The 20,658-nt window shown below is 49.7% G+C and carries 17 protein-coding genes; 14 read left to right on the top strand and 3 right to left on the bottom strand.

Annotated features, from left to right (window positions below; genetic code table 11):
- The 5 genes from ACETK5_RS18535 to ACETK5_RS18515 all read left to right on the top strand — a co-directional run bounded on the left by ACETK5_RS18535 (position 1) and on the right by ACETK5_RS18515 (position 12,407).
- Entirely contained in the window at positions 1-3,114 is a 3,114-nt protein-coding gene (locus tag ACETK5_RS18535) for an alpha-mannosidase (RefSeq protein WP_100536001.1), read from the top strand.
- A gap of 20 nt (positions 3,115-3,134) precedes the next feature.
- Entirely contained in the window at positions 3,135-4,454 is a 1,320-nt protein-coding gene (locus tag ACETK5_RS18530) for a glycoside hydrolase family 125 protein (RefSeq protein WP_100536002.1), read from the top strand.
- On the top strand, positions 4,451-7,591 hold the full coding sequence (locus tag ACETK5_RS18525) for a beta-galactosidase (RefSeq protein ID WP_100536003.1): 3,141 nt from the start codon (positions 4,451-4,453) through the stop codon (positions 7,589-7,591). Before ACETK5_RS18530 ends, ACETK5_RS18525 begins: the two co-directional genes overlap by 4 nt.
- 21 nt (positions 7,592-7,612) lie before the next feature.
- A complete protein-coding gene (locus tag ACETK5_RS18520) occupies positions 7,613-10,348 on the top strand; it encodes an alpha-mannosidase (RefSeq protein WP_100536004.1) in 2,736 nt (911 codons plus the stop codon).
- A gap of 142 nt (positions 10,349-10,490) precedes the next feature.
- The gene (locus tag ACETK5_RS18515) at positions 10,491-12,407 is read left to right on the top strand and encodes a beta-N-acetylhexosaminidase (protein WP_100536005.1); all 1,917 of its coding nucleotides are present in this window, start codon (positions 10,491-10,493) and stop codon (positions 12,405-12,407) included.
- Between the two features lie 69 nt (positions 12,408-12,476).
- Here the strand turns inward: ACETK5_RS18515 and ACETK5_RS18510 are convergent, their stop codons facing one another.
- On the bottom strand, positions 12,477-12,638 hold the full coding sequence (locus ACETK5_RS18510) for a hypothetical protein (RefSeq protein ID WP_394057105.1): 162 nt from the start codon (positions 12,636-12,638) through the stop codon (positions 12,477-12,479).
- Positions 12,639-12,727: 89 nt separating this feature from the next.
- On the opposite strand from ACETK5_RS18510, the gene ACETK5_RS18505 reads away from it, so the two are divergent.
- The gene (locus tag ACETK5_RS18505; RefSeq protein WP_100536006.1) at positions 12,728-13,111 is read left to right on the top strand and encodes a VOC family protein; all 384 of its coding nucleotides are present in this window, start codon (positions 12,728-12,730) and stop codon (positions 13,109-13,111) included.
- Positions 13,112-13,162: 51 nt separating this feature from the next.
- On the opposite strand, the gene ACETK5_RS18500 is transcribed toward ACETK5_RS18505, so the two are convergent.
- Positions 13,163-13,489, bottom strand: a complete 327-nt coding sequence (locus ACETK5_RS18500) for a L,D-transpeptidase (protein WP_233355172.1) — start codon at positions 13,487-13,489, stop codon at positions 13,163-13,165.
- On the opposite strand from ACETK5_RS18500, the gene ACETK5_RS18495 reads away from it, so the two are divergent.
- The 8 genes from ACETK5_RS18495 to ACETK5_RS18460 all read left to right on the top strand — a co-directional run bounded on the left by ACETK5_RS18495 (position 13,421) and on the right by ACETK5_RS18460 (position 19,707).
- A complete protein-coding gene (locus ACETK5_RS18495) occupies positions 13,421-13,630 on the top strand; it encodes a hypothetical protein (protein WP_243390609.1) in 210 nt (69 codons plus the stop codon). The genes ACETK5_RS18500 and ACETK5_RS18495 overlap by 69 nt on opposite strands.
- A 379-nt stretch (positions 13,631-14,009) precedes the next feature.
- A complete protein-coding gene (locus ACETK5_RS18490) occupies positions 14,010-14,636 on the top strand; it encodes a TetR/AcrR family transcriptional regulator (RefSeq protein ID WP_100536009.1) in 627 nt (208 codons plus the stop codon).
- 22 nt (positions 14,637-14,658) lie between these two features.
- Entirely contained in the window at positions 14,659-15,198 is a 540-nt protein-coding gene (locus tag ACETK5_RS18485) for a GNAT family N-acetyltransferase (RefSeq protein ID WP_100536010.1), read from the top strand.
- A gap of 72 nt (positions 15,199-15,270) precedes the next feature.
- A complete protein-coding gene (locus tag ACETK5_RS18480) occupies positions 15,271-16,056 on the top strand; it encodes an ABC transporter ATP-binding protein (protein WP_100536011.1) in 786 nt (261 codons plus the stop codon).
- A gap of 1 nt (position 16,057) precedes the next feature.
- Positions 16,058-17,689 (top strand): hypothetical protein, encoded by a 1,632-nt coding sequence (locus tag ACETK5_RS18475; RefSeq protein WP_100536012.1) that lies wholly within the window; start codon positions 16,058-16,060, stop codon positions 17,687-17,689.
- A gap of 732 nt (positions 17,690-18,421) precedes the next feature.
- Positions 18,422-19,105, top strand: coding sequence for a hypothetical protein (locus tag ACETK5_RS18470; RefSeq protein WP_100536013.1), 684 nt, complete (start codon positions 18,422-18,424; stop codon positions 19,103-19,105).
- Positions 19,041-19,589 carry an accessory gene regulator ArgB-like protein gene (locus ACETK5_RS18465; protein ID WP_100536014.1) on the top strand — a complete coding sequence of 183 codons (549 nt, stop codon included), beginning with the start codon at positions 19,041-19,043 and terminating at the stop codon, positions 19,587-19,589. The genes ACETK5_RS18470 and ACETK5_RS18465 overlap by 65 nt, the downstream gene beginning before the upstream one ends.
- Positions 19,567-19,707 (top strand): cyclic lactone autoinducer peptide, encoded by a 141-nt coding sequence (locus ACETK5_RS18460; RefSeq protein ID WP_098742799.1) that lies wholly within the window; start codon positions 19,567-19,569, stop codon positions 19,705-19,707. Before ACETK5_RS18465 ends, ACETK5_RS18460 begins: the two co-directional genes overlap by 23 nt.
- A gap of 418 nt (positions 19,708-20,125) precedes the next feature.
- Here the strand turns inward: ACETK5_RS18460 and ACETK5_RS18455 are convergent, their stop codons facing one another.
- Complete coding sequence (locus ACETK5_RS18455; RefSeq protein ID WP_165789600.1) at positions 20,126-20,299, bottom strand: hypothetical protein; 174 nt, start codon at positions 20,297-20,299, stop codon at positions 20,126-20,128.
- Between the last annotated feature and the right edge of the window lie 359 nt (positions 20,300-20,658).

Below are 20,658 nucleotides of genomic sequence, written 5' to 3'. Positions count from 1 at the left end.
ATGGAACGGATTCGACGCTTTATACGCGAACTGTCGGAGCGGCAGTGGCTCGAGTCGACGGAGCTTCGAGATTGGAACATTACCCGGACCACTTACATGGTTCCGGGCGTGTACGAAGATACGGCCCCTTATGCTGAAGGACAAGTTTTCAACAGGTTCCCGAGTACGCAAGGGACAACCTACTTTTTTCGGAGAAACCTTGAATTGCCCACGCACTGGGTGGACGGTGCGATCGGACTTGTGTTCCACTCCGGGGGCGAGGGCTTACTGCGCATTAATGGCGCATCTTATCAGGGATTAGACCGGAATCATACTTTCGTCAAGCTCGATCCGAAACGCACCGGCATGAATATGGAGCTTGAGATCGAGTTGTACGATCCGATTCCGGAGCCGGTGGACCCGCTGAATCAGCAGGCTGTCATACAGCCTCCGATTACTAGGGTGCAAAGCATGCTCGTCAACGTAAATGTTCCGGTTCAGAGCCTGATGTACACCGCAACCGTGATTCGGGATTCGCTTATCCTGCTGCCGGATAGCGATATGCGGCGCATCCGTTTATTGGAGGCGCTGTATCAGGCGATGGACCGCTTTGTCAGCCTGGATGACGCCGCCATCCGGGATGGCGCTCAGGTAACCGGGATTGAGCAAGATCTGAAACAGGCGGTTACTGCCATTGGCGGCCATGCCGAAGGCACCGAGCATATGGTGGGTCAGTCGCATATCGACATCGCCTGGCTGTGGCCCGTCCGGGAAACCGTGCGGAAAACCAGCCGGACCTTCTCCAGCATGGATGCGCTGATGAATGAGTATCCCGAATTTAAGTACGCGCAGAGCCAGCCTTTGCTGTACCAATTCCTGAAGGATCACGATCCCGAGCTGTACGAGAGAGTGAAGGCCAGAATCAAGGAGGGACGCTGGGAGCTTGTCGGCGGGATGTGGGTCGAACCGGACCTGAACATTCCGAGCGGGGAGTCCCTCATGCGTCAAATGCTGTATGGGCAACGCTTCTATCAAGAAGAGTTTGGCTTGACATCTCATATTGAATGGCTGCCGGATACGTTCGGATACTGTGCATCCCTGCCTCAGATCTTGAAGCATGGCGGCATTCGTTATTTCATGACAACCAAGCTTGGCTGGAACGATACGAATGTGTTTCCTTACGACCTGTTCCATTGGGTTGGGATCGATGGAACACCGATGTTATCCTATCTCAATCACGGCGTGAACGAAAACACGCTGCCAAAAGATGTTCACGAGCATTGGCAGTCCTACCGCCAAAGAGCCGTTCATCCGGAGCAGATGCTGCTTTATGGACATGGTGACGGCGGAGGCGGCGTAACCCGCGAAATGTTGGAATATATCGACCGTGCCGAGCTTATGGTGGGTCAACCGGCCAGCAAGTACAGCACGGCTGCCGAGTTTTTCGGCGGGATCGAGGAAACACAGCCGAAGCTGCCGAAATGGCGCGGGGACTTATACCTTGAGCTTCATCGCGGTACCTATACAACGCATGCGCGGAACAAGCGTCATAACCGGAAAGCAGAAATCCTGTACCGCGAGGCGGAGCTATGGAATTCGGTGGCATTTCCGTCGATGGACAATGAGAAGCGGCAGGCAATTATGAGCGAGCTGCATGACGGCTGGAAGTTGATTTTGCTGAATCAATTTCATGATATTATTCCGGGCTCTGCCATTACGGAGTCTTACGTCACCTCTGAGAAGGAATACGCAGAGGTGTTCCAAAAAGGAAACCACAGCCTCCATGTTGGGCTTCAGGTATTGGCGGATCAGGTCGATACAGAAGGGGAAGGCATTCCGTATGTCATCTTCAACGGACTTGGATGGAGCAGAGATGCCGTCATTTCGATTGAAGGAGAGCAGGGACTCGCCCCGTATGATTCAGATGGAGCGCTGCTGCAGTACGATGCCCAAACCGAAGAGAACGGTAAAGTCTCTCACCGCTTGAATGTTCATGTTCAAGGCATCTCGGCTTTGGGATACAAGACCATTTGGTTAAAGCAGCCGGCAGGAAACAAAGCGGTGGCGGAGAATTCTACTACAGTATTCGCAGATTCCTGGGAAACGGATTTTTATAAGGTCAGCTTCAATGAGCGCGGCGAAATCACGAGCCTGTGGGATAAAGAGGCTCATCGGGAAGTGGTCAAGCCGGGCGAAGCCGCGAACCGCTTCCACTTCTTCCATGACCGTCCGACGCTGTGGGACGCATGGGATATCGATACCCGTTACGAGGAGCAATTGGCCGGAGAGGCGGAGCTGATCGAGAAGAAGCTGGTGCATGCGGGTGAGGTACAGGATGTGCTGCGTTTCCGATGGCGCATCCATAACTCGGAGATCATGCAGGACATGATTTTTTATCATCATGACCGGCGGATCGACTTCAAGACGTTTGTCAGTTGGAATGAATCACATAAACTGCTGAAAGTCGGCTTCCCGATCGGGGTCGTTGCCGATAAGGCTACTTATGAGATTCCGTTCGGAACCATCGAGAGACCGACCCATCGCAATACAAGCTGGGAGCAGGCGCAATATGAAGTCTGCGGCCACCGTTTCGCGGATGTGTCGGAGCATGGATACGGCGTCAGCCTTATCAACGACTGCAAGTACGGGTATGACATTCAGGATAGCACCATCCGGTTGTCGCTGCTGCGCGCGCCGAAATGGCCGGATGTCACGGCGGATTTGGGAGAGCATGAGTTCACGTATTCCCTGTATCCGCATAACGGAGACTGGAGAAGCGCCGGAATCGTCCGTAAAGCAGCCGAGCTTAATCATGAGCTTCCATGCGTAAGAACAAGCTCGAATAAAGGTTCTCGGCCTGCTGTTCAATCGTTTATTCCGTTCGAGAGCCACCATGTCATTCTGGATACGGTTAAACCGGCAGAAGACGGTTCAGGGTATATCCTTCGGATGTATGAATCCGCCGGGGGCAGAGGCGAAGCTGCACTGAGCTGGCCTTATCCTTATGAGAGCATCCATTTATCCAACGCCTTGGAAGAAGAACTCGAACAACTGGATATCGCGGAAGGAAGGTTAACCCTTCCATTCTTGCCGTATGAGATCAAAACCATCAAATTGACTACACATCATACTTAATCAAAGGAGCCAGAACAACCATGGAACAATTCAGACTCCCCAAAATACCAATGCCGGAGCTTGAGCTGCCGCAATCGATTCAGGCGGTTCTGCAAGAGGCTGAAGAAAAGCTTGCGCACCGTCCGAAGCTGCTTCAGCTGTTCAAGAACTGTTTCCCGAACACGCTGGAGACAACAACCAAACTGATGGAGGATGGCACGACATTTGTGATTACCGGTGATATTCCGGCCATGTGGCTGCGCGATTCGGTAGAACAGGTGATCCATTACATTCCGTTTGCAAAAAATGATCCGCAGCTGCAGCGGATTTTAAGCGGATTGATCAAACGCCATTTTCAATATATTCATATCGATCCTTATGCCAATGCCTTTAATGAATCGGCGAATGACTGGCATTGGAACACAACCGACGAAACCGAAATGTCCCCATGGGTATGGGAGCGCAAGTTTGAGATTGATTCGCTATGCTTCTCCGTTCGCCTGGCTTACCTGTACTGGAAGGAAACCGGCCTGACGGATGTGTTTGACGCCAACTTCAAGTCGGCTATGATCAAGATCATCGAGCTGTTTAAAACCGAGCAGCACCATCTCGAGAAATCGCCTTACCGTTTCACGCGGGATAACGGAATTCCAACGGATTCCTTGCGCAATAACGGGCTCGGCATGCCGGTGAATTATACGGGCATGATTTGGTCCGGCTTCCGTTCAAGCGATGACGCTTGCGATTTCCACTACAATATTCCAGGCAACATGTTTGCCGTTGTCGCTCTTCGTCAAATGCAGGAATTCGCGGAATGGGTATTCCGGGATATGAAGCTGCTGGATGAACTGAAGCGTCTCGAAGCCGACGTGGATCATGGGATTCAGTTGTACGGCATTTACCGCCATCCGGAGTTTGGACCGATCTACGCCTATGAAACGGACGGATACGGAAATTACTGTTTGATGGATGATGCGGGAACACCTGGTTTGATGTCCATTCCTTATCTGGGGTACTGCTCTGCCGATGATCCGATCTACCAAAACACCAGACGGTTTGCACTCAGTAAAGAAAATCCTTTCTATTACGAGGGCGCTGTTGCCAAAGGCATCGGCAGTCCGCATACGCCGCCGGATTATATTTGGCATATGGCCTTGTCCATGCAGGGAATTACGGCACAGACGGCAGAAGAGAAGCTGGAGATGATTGCATTGCTGGAAGCGACCGATGCGGATACCGGATTTATGCATGAAGGTTTCCATGCCGACGATCCGAAAGTCTTCACCAGATCTTGGTTTGCCTGGTCCAACAGCCTCTTCTCGCAATTGGTGTACCAGGCGATGAAAGCAGGGATTCTATGAGCGGGCGCCTGATTGTATTCTATGATCCGTCCTTTCCGGCAGCAGAAGCTGCCGGTTTGCCGGCTAGCGTCGCGGCTCTGAATGCATTCGATGCGGTGTACGGCGCCGAGGACCTCGCTGAAGCGCTGGCATCGTCAGGCGGACAAGGTGCAACCTTTGTCAATTTGCACGCGCCTTATTTTCCGAAATCCGCCTGGAGAGCGATTCTGGACTTTCTGAGAAACGGCGGCGGCTTGGTCAGCGTTGGCGGCGCACCCTTCAAGCGTCCTGTCCGTAAGGAGGACGGCGCTTGGGTGGTGGAGCACGAACAGACGGCGTACCACCAGCAGCTTCATATTCATGAGGTGCTGCCCGTGGACAGCGGGCGCGTCGACCATTTGATAGCAAGCGACGTGATACCGCTGATGGAGAGCAGCCGGGAGCGATTATCCATCAGCGATACGTGGAACCTGGTTCCGCATGTTACCAAAAGCAGTGACCTGCCGCATCAGATGGGATCGGCAGGACCGATGGATACCCGGATTTATCCGCTTCTTAAGGGGAGCACGGCGAAGGGGAGAGAAGTCGCCGCTCCGGTTGTTCTATGGGAAAACGTCGGCGGACCTTTCTTGGGCGGACGCTGGCTGTTTGTGAATCAGCCTCTCTCGACCTCTTTCTGGGAACAGGGTGGCGGAGAAGAGGTCCGCAGCTGGGCGGCATTCTGCGCGAAGGGGATTACCGAGCTGTGGATCAAGCCGAATTATGCGGCCTACGAGTCCGGTGAGCGTGCGATCCTGACCCTGCAGGCACAACGGCTTGGCCGGAATCTGCCCGTACAAGAGCCGCAGAGCTGGACGTTCCGCATCTCCGTCAAGCACGACCAAGATGACTCCTTATCATGGCATCATTCCGTGACGGTCGATGTGACCGGACAATTTCATGTAGAGCGTATTCCGGTTATGCTGGATATCAAGCCGGGATCCTATCGCGTGGTGTGCGAGGCCGAAGGACCGGATGGGGAAATCCGCAGACTGAGACAAGGGTTCTGGGGAGCAGATCCCGAGCTTTTGCAGGCGGGTACGCCCGTAACCTGCAATCGGGATTACTTCATCAAGGACGGTCGCCCGCTGCCTGTTGTCGGGATGACTTACATGACGTCGGATGTCGCGCGTAAGTTCCTGTTCCTTCCGAATACGGATGTATGGGATCGCGATATGGCGCAAATGCGTAATGCCGGCATCAACTGGATCCGTACCGGTATCTGGACCGCATACCGCAATATCATGCAGGTGGACGGGCATGCATCCGAAGAGGTTTTGCGTTCGATCGACGCCTTCCTGTTAACCGCGAAAAAGCATGATTTGCAGGTAACATTCACCTTCTTCTCCTTCACGCCGGAGACTTGGGAAGGCCAAAATCCTTACCTCGACCCTCGAAGCGTGGAAGCGCAGAAGCGTTTCATACGTTCCATCATTACTAGACATAAAGATACGAAGAATGTGGACTGGGATCTGATTAACGAACCATCCATGTTCGATCCGCCGCAGATTTTCTCGGACGGTCCGCGCTCCGCGAAGGATCCATTTGAGAGACAAGCTTATATCGACTGGCTGAAAAAGCGTCATGGTTCGATTGAACGTTTGCAGGAACGCTGGAATATGACAGCGGATCAGCTGCCGGGTTTTGACTCCGTGGTTCCTCCGGAGCCTCAAGTCATTAATTTTGACGTTCAAGACATGCATCAAGGGAAAAAAGGCGCGCAATGGCTCGATTATGTCCTGTTCTCCATGGACATGCATAACCGTTGGGCCAAGGAATTATATGATGATATCAAAGAGGTATGCCCGGATCATATGGTTACAGTCGGACAGGACGAGGCGCTTGGCGCACAGCGTCCATCTCCGTTCTTCTATGCCGAAGCCGTAGATTATACGACGGTCCATTCCTGGTGGTTCAACGACTATTTGATCTGGGACGGCATCTTTGCCAAAACGCCGGATAAACCGAACCTGATTCAGGAAACGGGCATCATGTACGTGGAAACGCCGGACGGCCGGGCGAAGCGGAGCGAAGCCGAGCTTCGGAACCTGCTGGAGCGCAAGTATGCTTACGCTTTCTCCACAGGGGGCGCAGGAGCCATTCATTGGATCTGGAACACGAATTTCTACATGGATAATGCCAATGAATCGCATATCGGAGCCGTCCGCGCTGACGGCACGGAGAAGCCGGAAGCGGATGTGTCGTATGATTTCGGCGCCTTCATGGAAGGCATCCGGGACATGTTTAAAGGCCGGAAGCTGGAAGAGACCGCGGTCATTTTCCCTTATTCCAACGATTTCTCTAACCGGAAGCTTGCTTTTGAAGCAACGACGAAGGCGACGCGGGCGCTTGCTTACGAGCTGAACGTGCCATTCCGTGCTGTCGGAGAGTATGATTTAAGCTCGCTGCGTAACCAACCGGTGAAGTTCATTATTTTGCCGAGCGCGCACAATGTAGATGACCAGGCTTTTGCTGAGCTGATGGATATCGTGAAGGAAACGGGAGCTACGCTCCTCCTGACAGGTCCTATTGGTCTGGATGCATATTGGCATCCGGTCGATCGAATGACGGAGGAACTGGGCGAGCGGAAGCTGGCGAATGTGCGCCGGGAAGAAAGCTTGCGCATTGGGGAACGCGCTTGGTCTGCATCGTATGGTCATCGGAAGATTGCCGAGCTGAGCAAAGAAATTCCGGCAGGCAGCGGGGCGAAACCGGCCGATGCAGCCGGCGACTCCATCGTGGACGTGAAGCTTGGGGCAGGACGTCTTCTCTGGAGCCCGCTTCCTGTAGAATTAAATGATCGAATCGACACCATCGCGGCTTTATATCGGTATGCTTTGGAGCTATCTGCTGCCGATACAGGGCTGATCTGGAATCAAGGCGGAGAACATTCCGGCGTTTATGGACGCAAGGTAACGTTTGAAGAAGGAGCTCTCTTCGTATTCGGCTCGGAGCAATCATGGGATACGAACGTTGAGGTGAAGGATCCTTCAACAGGCCTCATCTATTCATTCGTTCTGGAAGCGGATCGTTCAGTCTTGTTCGCAGTAGATGCGAGCGGTGACCTGTTATCGGTGTACCGTCCGGATGAGGTCGAAATCACGGTATCGAAGGGCTAACATAAGGGGGACTTAGCAGAGATGGATCAATCCAGAAAAGCACATATTATTTCGCATACTCACTGGGACCGCGAGTGGTATTTACCGTATGAAAAGCACCATGTGCGGCTGATCGAGCTCATGGACAGCTTGCTTGAGACGATGGAGAAGGACTCGGAATACCGCAGCTTTTTCCTTGATGGCCAGACGATTATTATCGAAGATTACTTGCAGGTGAGACCGGAGAAGAAAGAGCAGCTTGAGAAGCTGATCTCGGATGGACGCATCATTATCGGTCCGTGGTACATTCTGCAGGATGCCTATCTGACAAGCAGTGAAGCCAACGTGAGAAATATGCAGATCGGGCACCAGGATGCCGAGCGTTATGGCACGGTTGCCAAAATCGGTTATTTCCCGGACACATTTGGACTTACGGGCCAAATTCCGCAGTTGATGCTGCAGTCCGGCATTGATAATGCCTTCTTTGGCCGGGGCGTGAAGCCAACGGGCTTTAACAATACCGTCTCCGACAGCGGCTATGAGTCCTCATTCTCAGAGCTGATGTGGGAAGGTCCGGACGGCTCCAAGGTGCTGGGCATCCTGTTTGCCAACTGGTACAGTAACGGTAACGAGGTTCCCGTTGATGAAGCGGAAGCGAAGGCATTCTGGGACCGCAAGCTGGCGGATGCCGAGAAGTATGCTTCCACGCCTGAGCTGCTCTATATGAACGGGTGTGACCATCAGCCGATACAGACCGATCTTCCGGAAGGCATCCGTACAGCGAAGAAGCTGTATCCGGATACGGAGTTTATTCATTCCAATTTTGACGATTACCTGAAAGCCGTTCGCGAGAAGCTGCCGCAGGATCTTTCCTCCGTAAAAGGAGAGCTGCGCAGCCAGCGTACCGATGGATGGGGAACGCTCGTGAATACCGCTTCGGCACGCGTATACCTGAAGCAGATGAACCAGCGCGGTCAGACCATACTGGAAAAAGTGGCCGAGCCGCTTGCATCCTACGCCAGTCTGCTGGGCAAAGAGTATCCGCATCATCTGTTCACCTATGCGTGGAAGACGCTGATGCAGAATCATCCGCATGACAGCATTTGCGGCTGCAGCGTGGACGAAGTTCACCGCGAGATGGTTACCCGCTTTGAGAAAAGCGCACACGTGGCCGAAAATATCGTGGACGACAGCGTTCGCGTCATTGCAGATGCAGTTGACACGACCGCCTTCGATCAGTGGGGATCCGATCCGCTGCCGCTTGTTGTATTCAATACGACAGGATGGAGCCGCAGCGGTACGGTCAGCATCGAGCTGGACGCGAAACGGCTTTATTTCCGGGAAGGTTACTCTTTGGAGGAAACCAGCCGCCGAATGAAGGAAATCGATTTGTCCGGCCGTGTGCTGGTTAACGCTCAAGGTCAAGCTGTACCTTGCACCGTTGAGGATCTGGGTCTTCAGTTCGGGTACGATCTGCCGGACGACCGTTTCCGCCAGCCGTATATGTGCCGCCGTGTGAGACTTACCTTCGAGGCAAGCGCGATTCCTGCAATGGGCTTGACCACGTATGCTTGGGTGAAGAGCGATGTGAAGCCTGCCGAGGTAGAATCCTTAATCAGCAAGGCCAATGTGATGGAGAATGAGCTGATCAAGGTCGAGATCCAAGGAGACGGCTCCTTCTCCTTGACGGATAAAAAGAACGGACAAGTATACCGCGATCTGGGCGTCTATGAAAATACCGGAGATATCGGTAACGAATATATGTACAAACAGCCGGATGGCGAAGCTGCATTGACTACGAAAGGCCAAACCGCCCAAATTTCGGTTCTGGAAGATACGCCTTACCGCGCGTCCATTGAAATCGTTCATAACTGGTCCATTCCGGCTATGGCGGACAGCAAGCTGGATGAAGAGCAGCATGAGCTCGTATATTATCCGAACCGCAAAGCGCAAAGATCGAGCGAGATGGTGCCAATGCGCATTCGTACCGTGGTCAGTCTGAACCGCAGCGGCAAAGGAGTGGAGATCGAAGCCACGATGGATAATCAGGCGAAGGATCATCGGGTGCGCGCATTGTTCCCAACGGATCTGCAGGCATCGTCCCATAACGTGGATTCCATGTTTGAAGTGGCGACACGGGATAACGAACCTGCTGCCGAATGGGAGAACCCGAGCTATACGGCTCACCAACAGGCTTTCGTTGACGTTACGACAGCTACTGCAGGATTGACGGTGGCTAACCAGGGCTTGAATGAATATGAAGTCCTGCGTGACGGCCGGAATACCATCGCTGTTACATTGCTTCGTTCCGTAGGCGAGCTCGGGGATTGGGGGTACTTCCCTACGCCTGAAGCTCAGTGCATCGGCGTTCATACGGTACGTATGGAGGTCATTCCGCATCAAGGCGACGGCATGAAGTCAGGCGCATACGCGGAGGCTTACCAGTTCCAGATCCCATGGACGGTTGCACAGACCGGAGTCCATGCCGGGGCTGTCGCATCGACATCTGCACCGCTTGAATGGAGCCATGAAGAACTTGCGTTCTCTTCCCTGAAGGTGAATCCGAAGACCGGTGATCTGATGCTGCGCTGGTTCAATATGGCAGGCACGGATACAGAGCTGAAGCTGAAATCTTCTCTACCTTCCCAGGGCGTTTATAAGAGCTCTATTCTGGAAGTAGAGGGAGCGGTTCAAAGCTTTGATGATCAAGAAAGCTTCACGCTGGCGGTTAAGCCTCACGAAATCGTGACACTGGGCGTTAAAGTTTCGGTCAAGTAAGCATTTATTATCTAGCACTGGGAATGATGAACGTCCCAGCCCAGTAAAGCCCGATTCCGAGATTACAGGGATCGGGCTTTGCTGTCTTGCATAATGATAGGCAGCATCTCAAAAATGGGATAGTGGATAATGGAGGAATGACATGAAGATTCATTTTGATAACCTGCCGGGGAAATTGCTTGAAGGGATCAGCGAACTCTCGGAAATATTGGACATCCGAATCACAGAGGGAGAGGGCTTACAAATTCGGGCCATTCAAGCGAAAGGACCGATTCAGGTGTCATTGAAGGATGGGCAGGGGACGATCCGTTACCAAGAAACCATACACTTTTTCCGTGCCATGGGTGTGTTTCTGGAGCAGGCCAGGGAGCGAGCGCAATTCGAACTAACGGAGGAACCGAAGTTCGACTTTAACGGCACGATGCTCGACGTTTCGCGCAATGGCGTTCTCAAGGTCCCGGTGATCAAGCAGTTTATCCGTTACATGGCCCTGATGGGGCTGAACGGGCTGATGATGTATACGGAGGATACCTATGAGGTGGAAGAGCAGCCCTACTTTGGATACATGCGCGGCCGGTACACGGCTTCGGAAATGAAGGAATGTGACGATTACGCAGAGCTGTTCGGCATCGAGATGATTCCGTGCATTCAGACACTGGGGCATTTGCAGCAAGCGCTGAAATGGGGGTATGCCGCGGATATCAAGGATCATCCCGATATTTTGCTTGCAGGCGAGCCGAAGACGTATGCTTTTATCGAGCAGATGATCACCGCTGCATCCGGCATGTTCCGTTCCAAACGAATTCATATCGGAATGGACGAGGCGTTTCAGGTCGGCCTTGGGAAGTATTTAAAGCTGAATGGAAATCAGGACCGGTTTCAGATCATGAATGATCATGTCAGTCGAGTGCTGGCCATCACCGAGCGTCTCGGACTCCAGCCGATGATCTGGAGCGACATGTACTTTAATTTGCTGGCCAACGATTATCAGGGGGCGCTGTACAACGTGGACGCGGATTTCTCGGACGATAACATGAGCCGCATTCCCAAAGGCGTTCAATTCGTGTACTGGGATTACGGACGTAGGGATGAACAGGGTTATGAGCGGCTGTATGAGAAGCATATGAAGCTGGGCTCCAAGCCGATTTTTGCAGGCGGCATTCATATGTGGAACAGCATCAGTCCGAACAACGGCAAGACGTGGATGACCAGCCATCCTGCCCTGCGCGCCGCCAAAACGAAAGGAATCCGCGAAGTCATCGCCACCGCCTGGGGGGATAACGGCAACGAAACCAACCACCTGGTCGTTCTTGCGGGCCTGCAGCTGTTTGCCGAGCATGGGTACGGAGACGATATCAGTGACGAGCTTCTGGGAAGACGGCTTGCGGCTTGCACGGGCATCGATCTGTTCGGATCGCTGAACACGCTGAAATATATGGATGAGGTTCCCGGCGTATCGGAGGGAAACCAATGGATGGCCAATCCCTCGAAGTATTTGCTGTGGCAGGATCCTTTGCTGGGACTGCTGGACAAGCATGTTGAAGGTGAAGCGGAATCTGTGCTGCCTGGACATTATGCCGAGCTGGAGAAGCAATGGAGGCACTGTAAGGAGCAGTTTCCGGCACCGTTTAGCCGCTTGTATGATTTTTATGAAAAATTGGCGTCGGCACTCATTATCAAAAGCACGTTGGGCGTTACACTCAGAAGGCTGTACCAGTCAGGAGAAAAGGAGTTGCTGGCCGAACTTGCTAACGCCGCAGCTTCCCCGTTGTCCGCATTAAAGCAGCGCATCGAGACATTGCGCATTTCGCACCGGGCGCTTTGGATGGACACGTACAAGCCATTTGGCTGGGAAGTGCTGGATCTCCGCTACGGAGGACTGTTAGCACGAATCTCCTCCACGAGGGACCGGCTTGCGGATTATGTGGAGGGACGTATCGAAGAGATTGAGGAGCTTGAGGTGGACCGGCTGCTGTTCGATCAGAATGGTCTTACCGACAAGCCGCTGGAGGTTAACGTGACCTATCAAGCTGCCGTGACCGCATCCTGTTTTCTATAATGAAGAAGCTGCTCTTCCTAGGTCTTTAGCGGACGGTTGGAGGGCAGCTCTTTATTTTACTCGGCTTAATTATTGATTCTTCTCTTGGATCTGGTCTTTCTCGTAAGCAATCAGGGTGATGTCTTTGCCTGTAAGCTCGGTAATCTTGGTCTCAGCGTCTTCAATCGCCTTCAAGGTACCTTCATTCCCATTGAGTGAGGCGATTTTATATTCCTCCGAATGGATGTCCATGGTAAACTCCCCCCTTAGATGGTTAATTCATGTTATATAATGTATAAGGTATCCTTTAGAATAAAGTTACATACTTGGGGGTGTGATTCATGATTCAATTTGAAGGGCTGCACCATGTTAGCTTGGCGGTTCGCGATCTGAAGAAAGCAAAGGTGTTTTATTCGGAGGTGCTGAAGTTTCAGGAGCTGCCGCGCCCACCGTTTGCCTCCAAGGGTGTCTGGTACGCTGTCGGAGACCAGCAGCTCCATCTGCTGGAGCATCCGATCAGTGATACGCTGCGGGAGCGTGGGATCGATACGACGGACGGGCATTTCTCGATCTGGGTGAAAAGTTACCGCGAAACGAAGGAATGGCTGGACCGAATGGACGTTGAGTATGTAGCTAATCCCGACAGCGTTGCTGGCTTTGCGCAAATTTTCGTGCTGGATCCAGACCGCAATATTATTGAATTCGGAGCGGAGTATGGATCGTAAACGTCAAATTTTAAAAAAGCCAGACACATAAACGTGTTTGGCTTTTTGCTCTTATTTTTGGATGAGGACGGGGGTGTTCATTTTCACCTTGTCGTAGAGCCAGCGAACGTCTTTATTATGCATCCGTATACAACCTGCCGACACGTACTTGCCGATCGAATTCGCGTTGTTGTTTCCATGAATGGCGTACGCGTAGCTAACTCTGCCGTTCACTTTCACATTAATGCCGAGCCAGCGGTCCCCAAGCGGATTACGCGGGTCTCCTCCCTTGATGCCTTCCTTGTAGTAAGGTCTGTTCTTCACTTTTTCGTGGATTTTGAACAGGCCTTCCGGCGTATAGGAGGGCTTTTTGCCTGTGGCGACGGGAAACGTTTTTATGACCTTGCCTTTTTCGTAATACGTCAGTTTGTTGGTGGATTTATCAATGACGATAAACTGTGCGTACTTGGTGTACTTACTGTCCAGCTTCTGTCCGGTAGCGCCTTGGGATACGGCGGGGAAAAAGAAAACCAGCAGTAAGGTGAAGATCAGTATGCGGCTAATGCCCTTAATGATGTCCGATCACCTCTTTTCGTTCTCCCCCATATATATGCAGCTATTCGCGAATGTTGACGGAAATGTGCATAAGCCGAAAAATAGAACAAGTTGTTTTCAAAGAGAAATATAAGGAGGGGGAAGGAACATTCTATCTAACATGGATCGTGGCTTGGCTGTACACAAATACCTCCTGAAGGGATTTCTTCAAGAGGCTTTTCGTGTTTACTACGGATGTCTCTTGAAAACGACATTAATGTCGTTTATGATGAAATGAGTTAAAAAAACGACACTGATGTCGTTTATGATGAGGTGAAGTTCGTGGAATCGATATTCATGATAAAGGTCGGGGGAGGAATGACTTATGTGTCCACGGGTTAGTGAGGAATACAAACGGGAGAAGAAACTTGAAATATTGACGGCAGCCAGACGGGTCTTTATCAGAAAGGGCTATACCCGCACGGTGATGCAGGACATTATGGATGAAGCGGGTATGTCCCGGGGGGCCGTTTATGCGTATTTTGATAATGTGGAGCATGTTTTTATAGAGGTCCTGCGTTTTGATGACCAAGAGACGCTCCGTTTTTTTGAACCGGATCCGCAGTATCCGATATGGAATCAGTTGATGGACTGGGTTCGGAAACAGCAGGGTGATATTTCGCTAATCCAGCATTCGCTTGTATTGGCCAGGGCTGAATTTTTCCTGTCTTCCTCTTATGTTCATGCCAAGAAGGATTATCCCTATTTAACCGAACGTTATCAGCTGACCGTTGAGGCCATGGGCCGGGTCATTCGGAAGGGGCGGGAGCAAGGGGAGTTTCGGCCCCGATTGGAACCGGAAGCCATAGCGCGGTATATGATCTCGTTTCTGAACGGGCTCATGCTGGATACCTTCCAGCTCGGACCGACGGTGACTTGCGTGCCGGAGCAGCTGGAAACGTTTATTCAATCTCTCTGCGCAATGTTAAATCCTATAACAATAGAATTATGATTATAGAAAGGGTGCTTTTTGAATGCTATTTGATTCTGCTAGATTGACTTGTCGAAAAATGACGTTGAATGACGCGGAGCTGTATCATACTTGGCGGAATGATCTCGAAGTGATGCAATCCACCAGTCCCTGCCTGGATGCTTATCAACTGGAGGAAACAAAGGACTTCGTTCAGCATGTGATCCTGGGCTCTTCCTCCTCGAAGAGCTATCTGATCCTGTTGAAGGAAACGGGCAGACCGATCGGCATTATGTCATTGATTCATATCGATACCAAGAACCGGAATGCGGAGTGTATCATCGACATTGGCGAAAAGACCTATTGGGGCAAAGGGTATGGTTTTGAAGCGATGACGCTTTTGCTCGATTATGCTTTTTTGGAGCTGAATCTGCACAGGGTGAACTTACGGGTATTTTCCTTCAACCATAAAGCAATTAAGCTGTATGAAAAAATCGGATTTGTCCACGAAGGCAGCTCCAGACAAAGTTTGTATCGGAATGGCGTCTGGCATGACATCGTGCATATGGGGATACTGCAGAGCGAGTATGCGTCAAAAGGTTGATTTTCCTTCACTTCCATAATAAGGTAGGTATGTGAAGACAATGAGAGAATGGGAGAATGGGAGAATAATATCATGTCCGAAAATGAAGTGTTATTGATTCAAGACCTGCGCATGAAATATGATAACCGATATGTATTGAACGGGATTGATCTGAAGGTCAACCGCGGTGAGATGATAGGATATATCGGTCCGAACGGGGCGGGGAAGAGCACGACGGTAAAAATTATGCTCGGGCTGGTTGAGGGGTACACGGGGACCGTCCGCATATTCGGTCAGGATATTTCCGACGGGAATATCGATTATAAACGGAGAATCGGATATGTCCCCGAGGTGGCGGAATTGTACGATCAGTTAACCGCTGCCGAGTATTTGACTTTTATAGGCGAGTTGTACGGACTTACATATGATGCAGCGGATTATAAGGCGAAGCAATTGATGGACTGTTTTGACATGGAAAAGGCCTATCACTCACGGATCGCTACCTTTTCAAAAGGAATGCGGCAAAAGGTGCTCCTGATCTCGAGCCTGCTGCATGACCCTGATCTATTGTTTTTGGATGAGCCCTTAAGCGGGCTGGATGCGAACAGCGTGATGGTGGTCAAGGAAGTATTGGCCCAGCTCTCGGCCCAGGGAAAGACGATTTTTTATTCCTCACATATCATGGACGTTGTTGAGAAAATCAGCAGCCGGATCATCCTGCTCGCTGACAGCCGGGTGGTGGCGGACGGAACATTCAAAGAACTGCAGCAGCATTCCCATGAGGGGTCGCTGGAAGAGGTGTTCAATCAGCTGACGGGCTTCAATGACCATGCCAGCATCGCTGAACGGTTCGTATCGATCGTTCGGGAGGGAAGTTGACATGGCCGGATCGGAATCATCATTTCGAATGCTGAAGCTGTTGGATCGATTTCAAGGGGTAATCTCGAGAATGGGCGTTGACTATGAAACGCTGCGTCGGATCCTGCATGTCAAGCTGCTCATGGACTCGAGGCGGGCACCCGTCATATTATCTTCAAACAGCCGGAAGGCGGAAGAACAGGACAAGAATCTGTTTGTCAGCTCCCTCTGGTTGTATGGCTTAATCGGGCTTGTCCTGACTCCGTTTGTGTTCTGGAGCGATCCGGAATATCTGATGCCGATGAGCATCCTGTCCGCCATCCTCATGTTCCTGATCATGACCTCCATGATTTCGGATTTCTCATCCGTGCTGCTGGATGTGCGCGATCGCAGCATTTTGATGACGAAACCGGTCGACGGCCGCACGGTCGGATTGGCTAGATCGATTCATGCCGGCATTTATTTGCTGCTGCTGACCGGGGCGCTATTAGCAGGTTCGCTGGTCGTTGGATTGATCAAGCATGGCGTGCTGTTTTTACTGATATATATTCTGGAGTTAATTTTGATGAATATGCTCATTCTGGTGAGCACCTCCTTGGTTTATCTGTTGCTGCTCAAGTATTGGGATGGAGAGAAGCTGAAGGATCTGATTAATTATGTACAGATTGGACTTTCGGCCATGCTTGCCATCGGCTATCAGTTCGTGATCCGTTCGTTTGATCTGATCGATTTCAATTTGGTATTTACGCCGGCCTGGTGGCAGGTTCTGCTTCCGCCCGTCTGGTTTGCGGCTCCATTTGAATGGATGTTCGGCGAGGGGAGCGGGTGGCTGATGGTTCTCTCCTTACTGGCCATGTTCGTTCCGATTCTGCTCATGATGGTGTACCTCCGTTATATTCCATCCTTCGAGCAGTATCTGGAAAAGCTGGCTCACAGCGAAGCGGGAAAAGGGCGAGAGCGCGGACGGTTTGACAGGTTATTGGCCAAAATCGTAAGCCGTTCGCGTACAGAGCAGGCATGTTTTCGGTTATCTGCCAGCATGTTGAAGAACGAGAGAGAATTCAAGCTGAAGGTGTATCCTACACTCGGATTGTCCGTACTGCTGCCCTATTTGTTCTTTTTCTCCACGATCCGCAACTCCTCTCTGACGGAAATCGGCAGGGGATCGTCGTACTATGTGCTGCAGGTCATGCTCATCATGATTGTAACGGTCGTGATGATGCTGAAATTCTCAGGGAAGCCCAAGGCTTTCTGGTTGTTTGGGGCAGCCCCGATGTCAAACATGAGTCCCTTATACCAAGGTGCTTTAAAGGCTTTTGCTATAAAAATGTTCCTACCGTTGTTCGCTGTGAATGCGATTCTATTCCTGATCCTGTTCGGTATCCGGATTTTCCCGGATGTTCTCATCATATTCCTTACCGGCTTGGTGTTGATTCCTCTAACAGCCAAGGCAGTTCTGCGCAATCCGCCGTTCTCTCAAGCGTTTCATATGGCTCAGCAGAAAGACGGCTGGTGGGTGCTGCTATTCATGATTGTAGTGGGTGGATTATGCGGTTTGCATTATGTAAGCAGCACGTTTCCCTATGGTATGTTGGCATATATCCTACTGCTGCTCGTTGCCAATGGCTTGGCATGGACCAAGCTGTATAGGTAAGTTGGGGAATGGCAGGAAGAGCAGAGGGAAGATGAGGGGGTGCTAACAAGAAGGGGCACCAACCTCTTTAGATGGTCGTGGATGGAGAAGGGAAGGGGCAGTTGATGGCGATGCCTCTTCTTTGATTTTTTTAGATAATTGTATTTTTGCATGTTATAGCAGTTGAATAAGAATGTATGTTCGTATATAATGGAATTATAGCAAATTAACTTCCTATTTCACTCTTCACCTCATAGATCCATGATGGATTCCCCCACTTATGTATTTTATTACCTGTTGTTATGCCTTCCAGGCCTTATATAATCGAATTAGATGATGTCAGGATGTTAAATGGTAGAAACTGAGTTTATTCTGGCTTAGTCATATTCACAAGGTCGTGGATTCTTGATAACTAAAGCTTGGTTTTCGTTTGGTATATGGAACGTTGCAAGTGGTTGGTGTATAAGTTCTAAGCTGTTCTGTTTTAGAATTTTTGAGCCAAGCCGGAGCTATAAACGACGTTTAAAGTTTGGCATTTTCCATCACAGTTTCCAGACATATAAGAAGTGGCAGGCGCCATCGGAATTGACCTCAAGAATATGCATCATTTAGAACGACTCGATAGAAAACTGAGGGTCTGTCGGTATACCGTTTCTTTATGGACGATATACACACCAGTGTAATCAGGATAAATCGGGAAGTGGCGTAGTACACATTTAACCATTTCTTAGGGTGTAGGGAGGAAAGCTTTGAATGGAAGTTATTTGGTTTATGGTGTTTTCAACATTTGAAACACTGGCGATTTATTCACTAATCATGTCATTGCTTAGATTTAAGACAACAGAATACATATGGCAGGCGTTGATTGTCATGATACTTGCCAACTTACAAAGCTTCATTATGCGCAACGAGCTGCAATTGGATTTTCTCGCCCCTCTCATTACCGTGCTGATCTTCGTTTTCTTATTTTCTGCCATTATTAAGATTCCAGTTATCTGGTCGGCGATATGTACCATTATTGGATACATGCTTTATGCGTTGGTACAGACGGCCTATTTGACAACGATATTCGGATCGATTGACTCCATTCAGACCGATCATGCCAATGGTTATATTCTTCAAATCCTGTCAGGAGCGACAGGACTTTTGATATCCTGGATTATGTACAGATTTGGTATTGGGTTTAAGTATGATCTGGAAAAGCTGCGCATTAAATTTGAACATGTTCTACTGATCGCTTTGATTATCGTGGTGCTGATATTAATTGCGATTCTATTTTACCTCAACCGTTTATGGCTGCATCTTCTCTTCTTTGGAATAACATTTGGAATCTTCTTGTATTATGCCATCAATACAGAGGAGCGAGATTCTTATGATCATAGAAGGAATATCAAAGCGGATAGCGGAGGGGATCAAACGCCAGGTACCCGACCATAAGTCCTCTGTTCCTGTTTTAAGCCATGCCATCGCCATCATTTTAAACGTATTGTTTATTGTGGTCTTCACGCTAGTTATCTCTATATTAACGGGTAACGTGAAGCAGGCTGTTTTAGCCTTGATGGGTTTCGCGATATTAAGGCAATTTTCAGGAGGGTATCACCTTAAGACGGGGGCCGGCTGCATTGCATTCACGACAGCATTATTCACCCTGGTATCTTTTGTAGATTTTGATACCGAAGGTGTGCTCATCCTTAATGCTCTCAGTCTGTTGCTGGTGATGGTGTTCGCTCCCAGCCGAATCGAGAGGCAGTCCCGAATACCGAAGAAGCATTACGCAAAACTCCGCATGATTAGCAGTCTCATTGTTATGTTTAATTTTGGACTTCAGTCCCCAACATTGGCTGTCATATATTTGGTCCAGGCTATTAGTTTATTACGCTGGAAAGGAGGACAAGCTCATGTTATGGATCCACAGGATTAGACATCGGTTGTTTTCTTTTATCGCATCTGCTCTGACGATGGTAGCCGTATTCGTAGTGAATACAGCAAGTCCCGTATTTGTGTACAGCGGAGAGACACCGGAAGAACTTTTGAAATAAGCCATGATCCTATCCGTAAGGGGACTGAGGTACGTTTTAGTTATGATATAGATAAACGATGTATGAATAAGTCGGTTATGGTTTCCGGTACCTTTCTAGGTACCGTTTTTTTATATGGATAAGTGGAAGTTTGGTGTCGTTTGATCTTTCGATGCGTACGTCACTTATGAAAACAAACAAAAGGGGCATTATTTAACACGTTTTTTATATCTACAAGCATTGTGATGTCGTGGGATAGTATCTACTGTTGATGATTTTAGAATTACTGATGCAAGATATTGTTTTTAAGAATGATAACATATTAAATTTACTCACCGATAGCTATTTTAAATTGTGTGTCAGTATTCGACAATTCAGTAATGATATAAAGAAGCAGAAGTAGAGGAACCCTGTCAGCAAAACGCCAGCAGAGGCTTTTCTATGTTTTTGTAAACTGGATTGTATAAGGTTCATTGAAATTATTAAAGCCGTTATCAAGTACTCTAAAATAAATTTTCTCCCCAGGTTTGGCGTTCCAACTAATAGATTCAGGATATCCTCTTCCGTTGCCATTGAGCATATCTATATGGGTCCCTTCACCGTCTGCTTTCATCTTAATAACTCCACGCACTATATCGAAATTGGCAGGTGGCGTTACCATAACAGTGTATGTTAGCGTGTGTGAAATATCAAGATGTAAAAGAATATCAGTTATCAGTTGGCCAACCTTGATCTAACCGTAACATACACCTAACACCGAGTATATAGTGATTTTGGATTACATTGGGATATTATGAACAATAATGGATGTTTCGATTTGTTGATCTACAGATCTATATGTCGAAGTGTGTTAGATTTTGTAAGATCAATCGAGATTTGATCTTTATAATATAGAACAAGCAAAACCCTACCAGCATAATGCTGGCAGGGTGCCATTTTTGTTGATCCAAAATAAAGAATTTTTATACTTGT

The organism is Paenibacillus ilasis (genome assembly GCF_043195395.1).
Classification (GTDB): Bacteria; Bacillota; Bacilli; order Paenibacillales; family Paenibacillaceae; genus Paenibacillus_AQ; species Paenibacillus_AQ lautus.
Note: the sequence above shows the minus strand (reverse complement) of the source record. Positions and strands in the feature narration are given on the sequence as shown.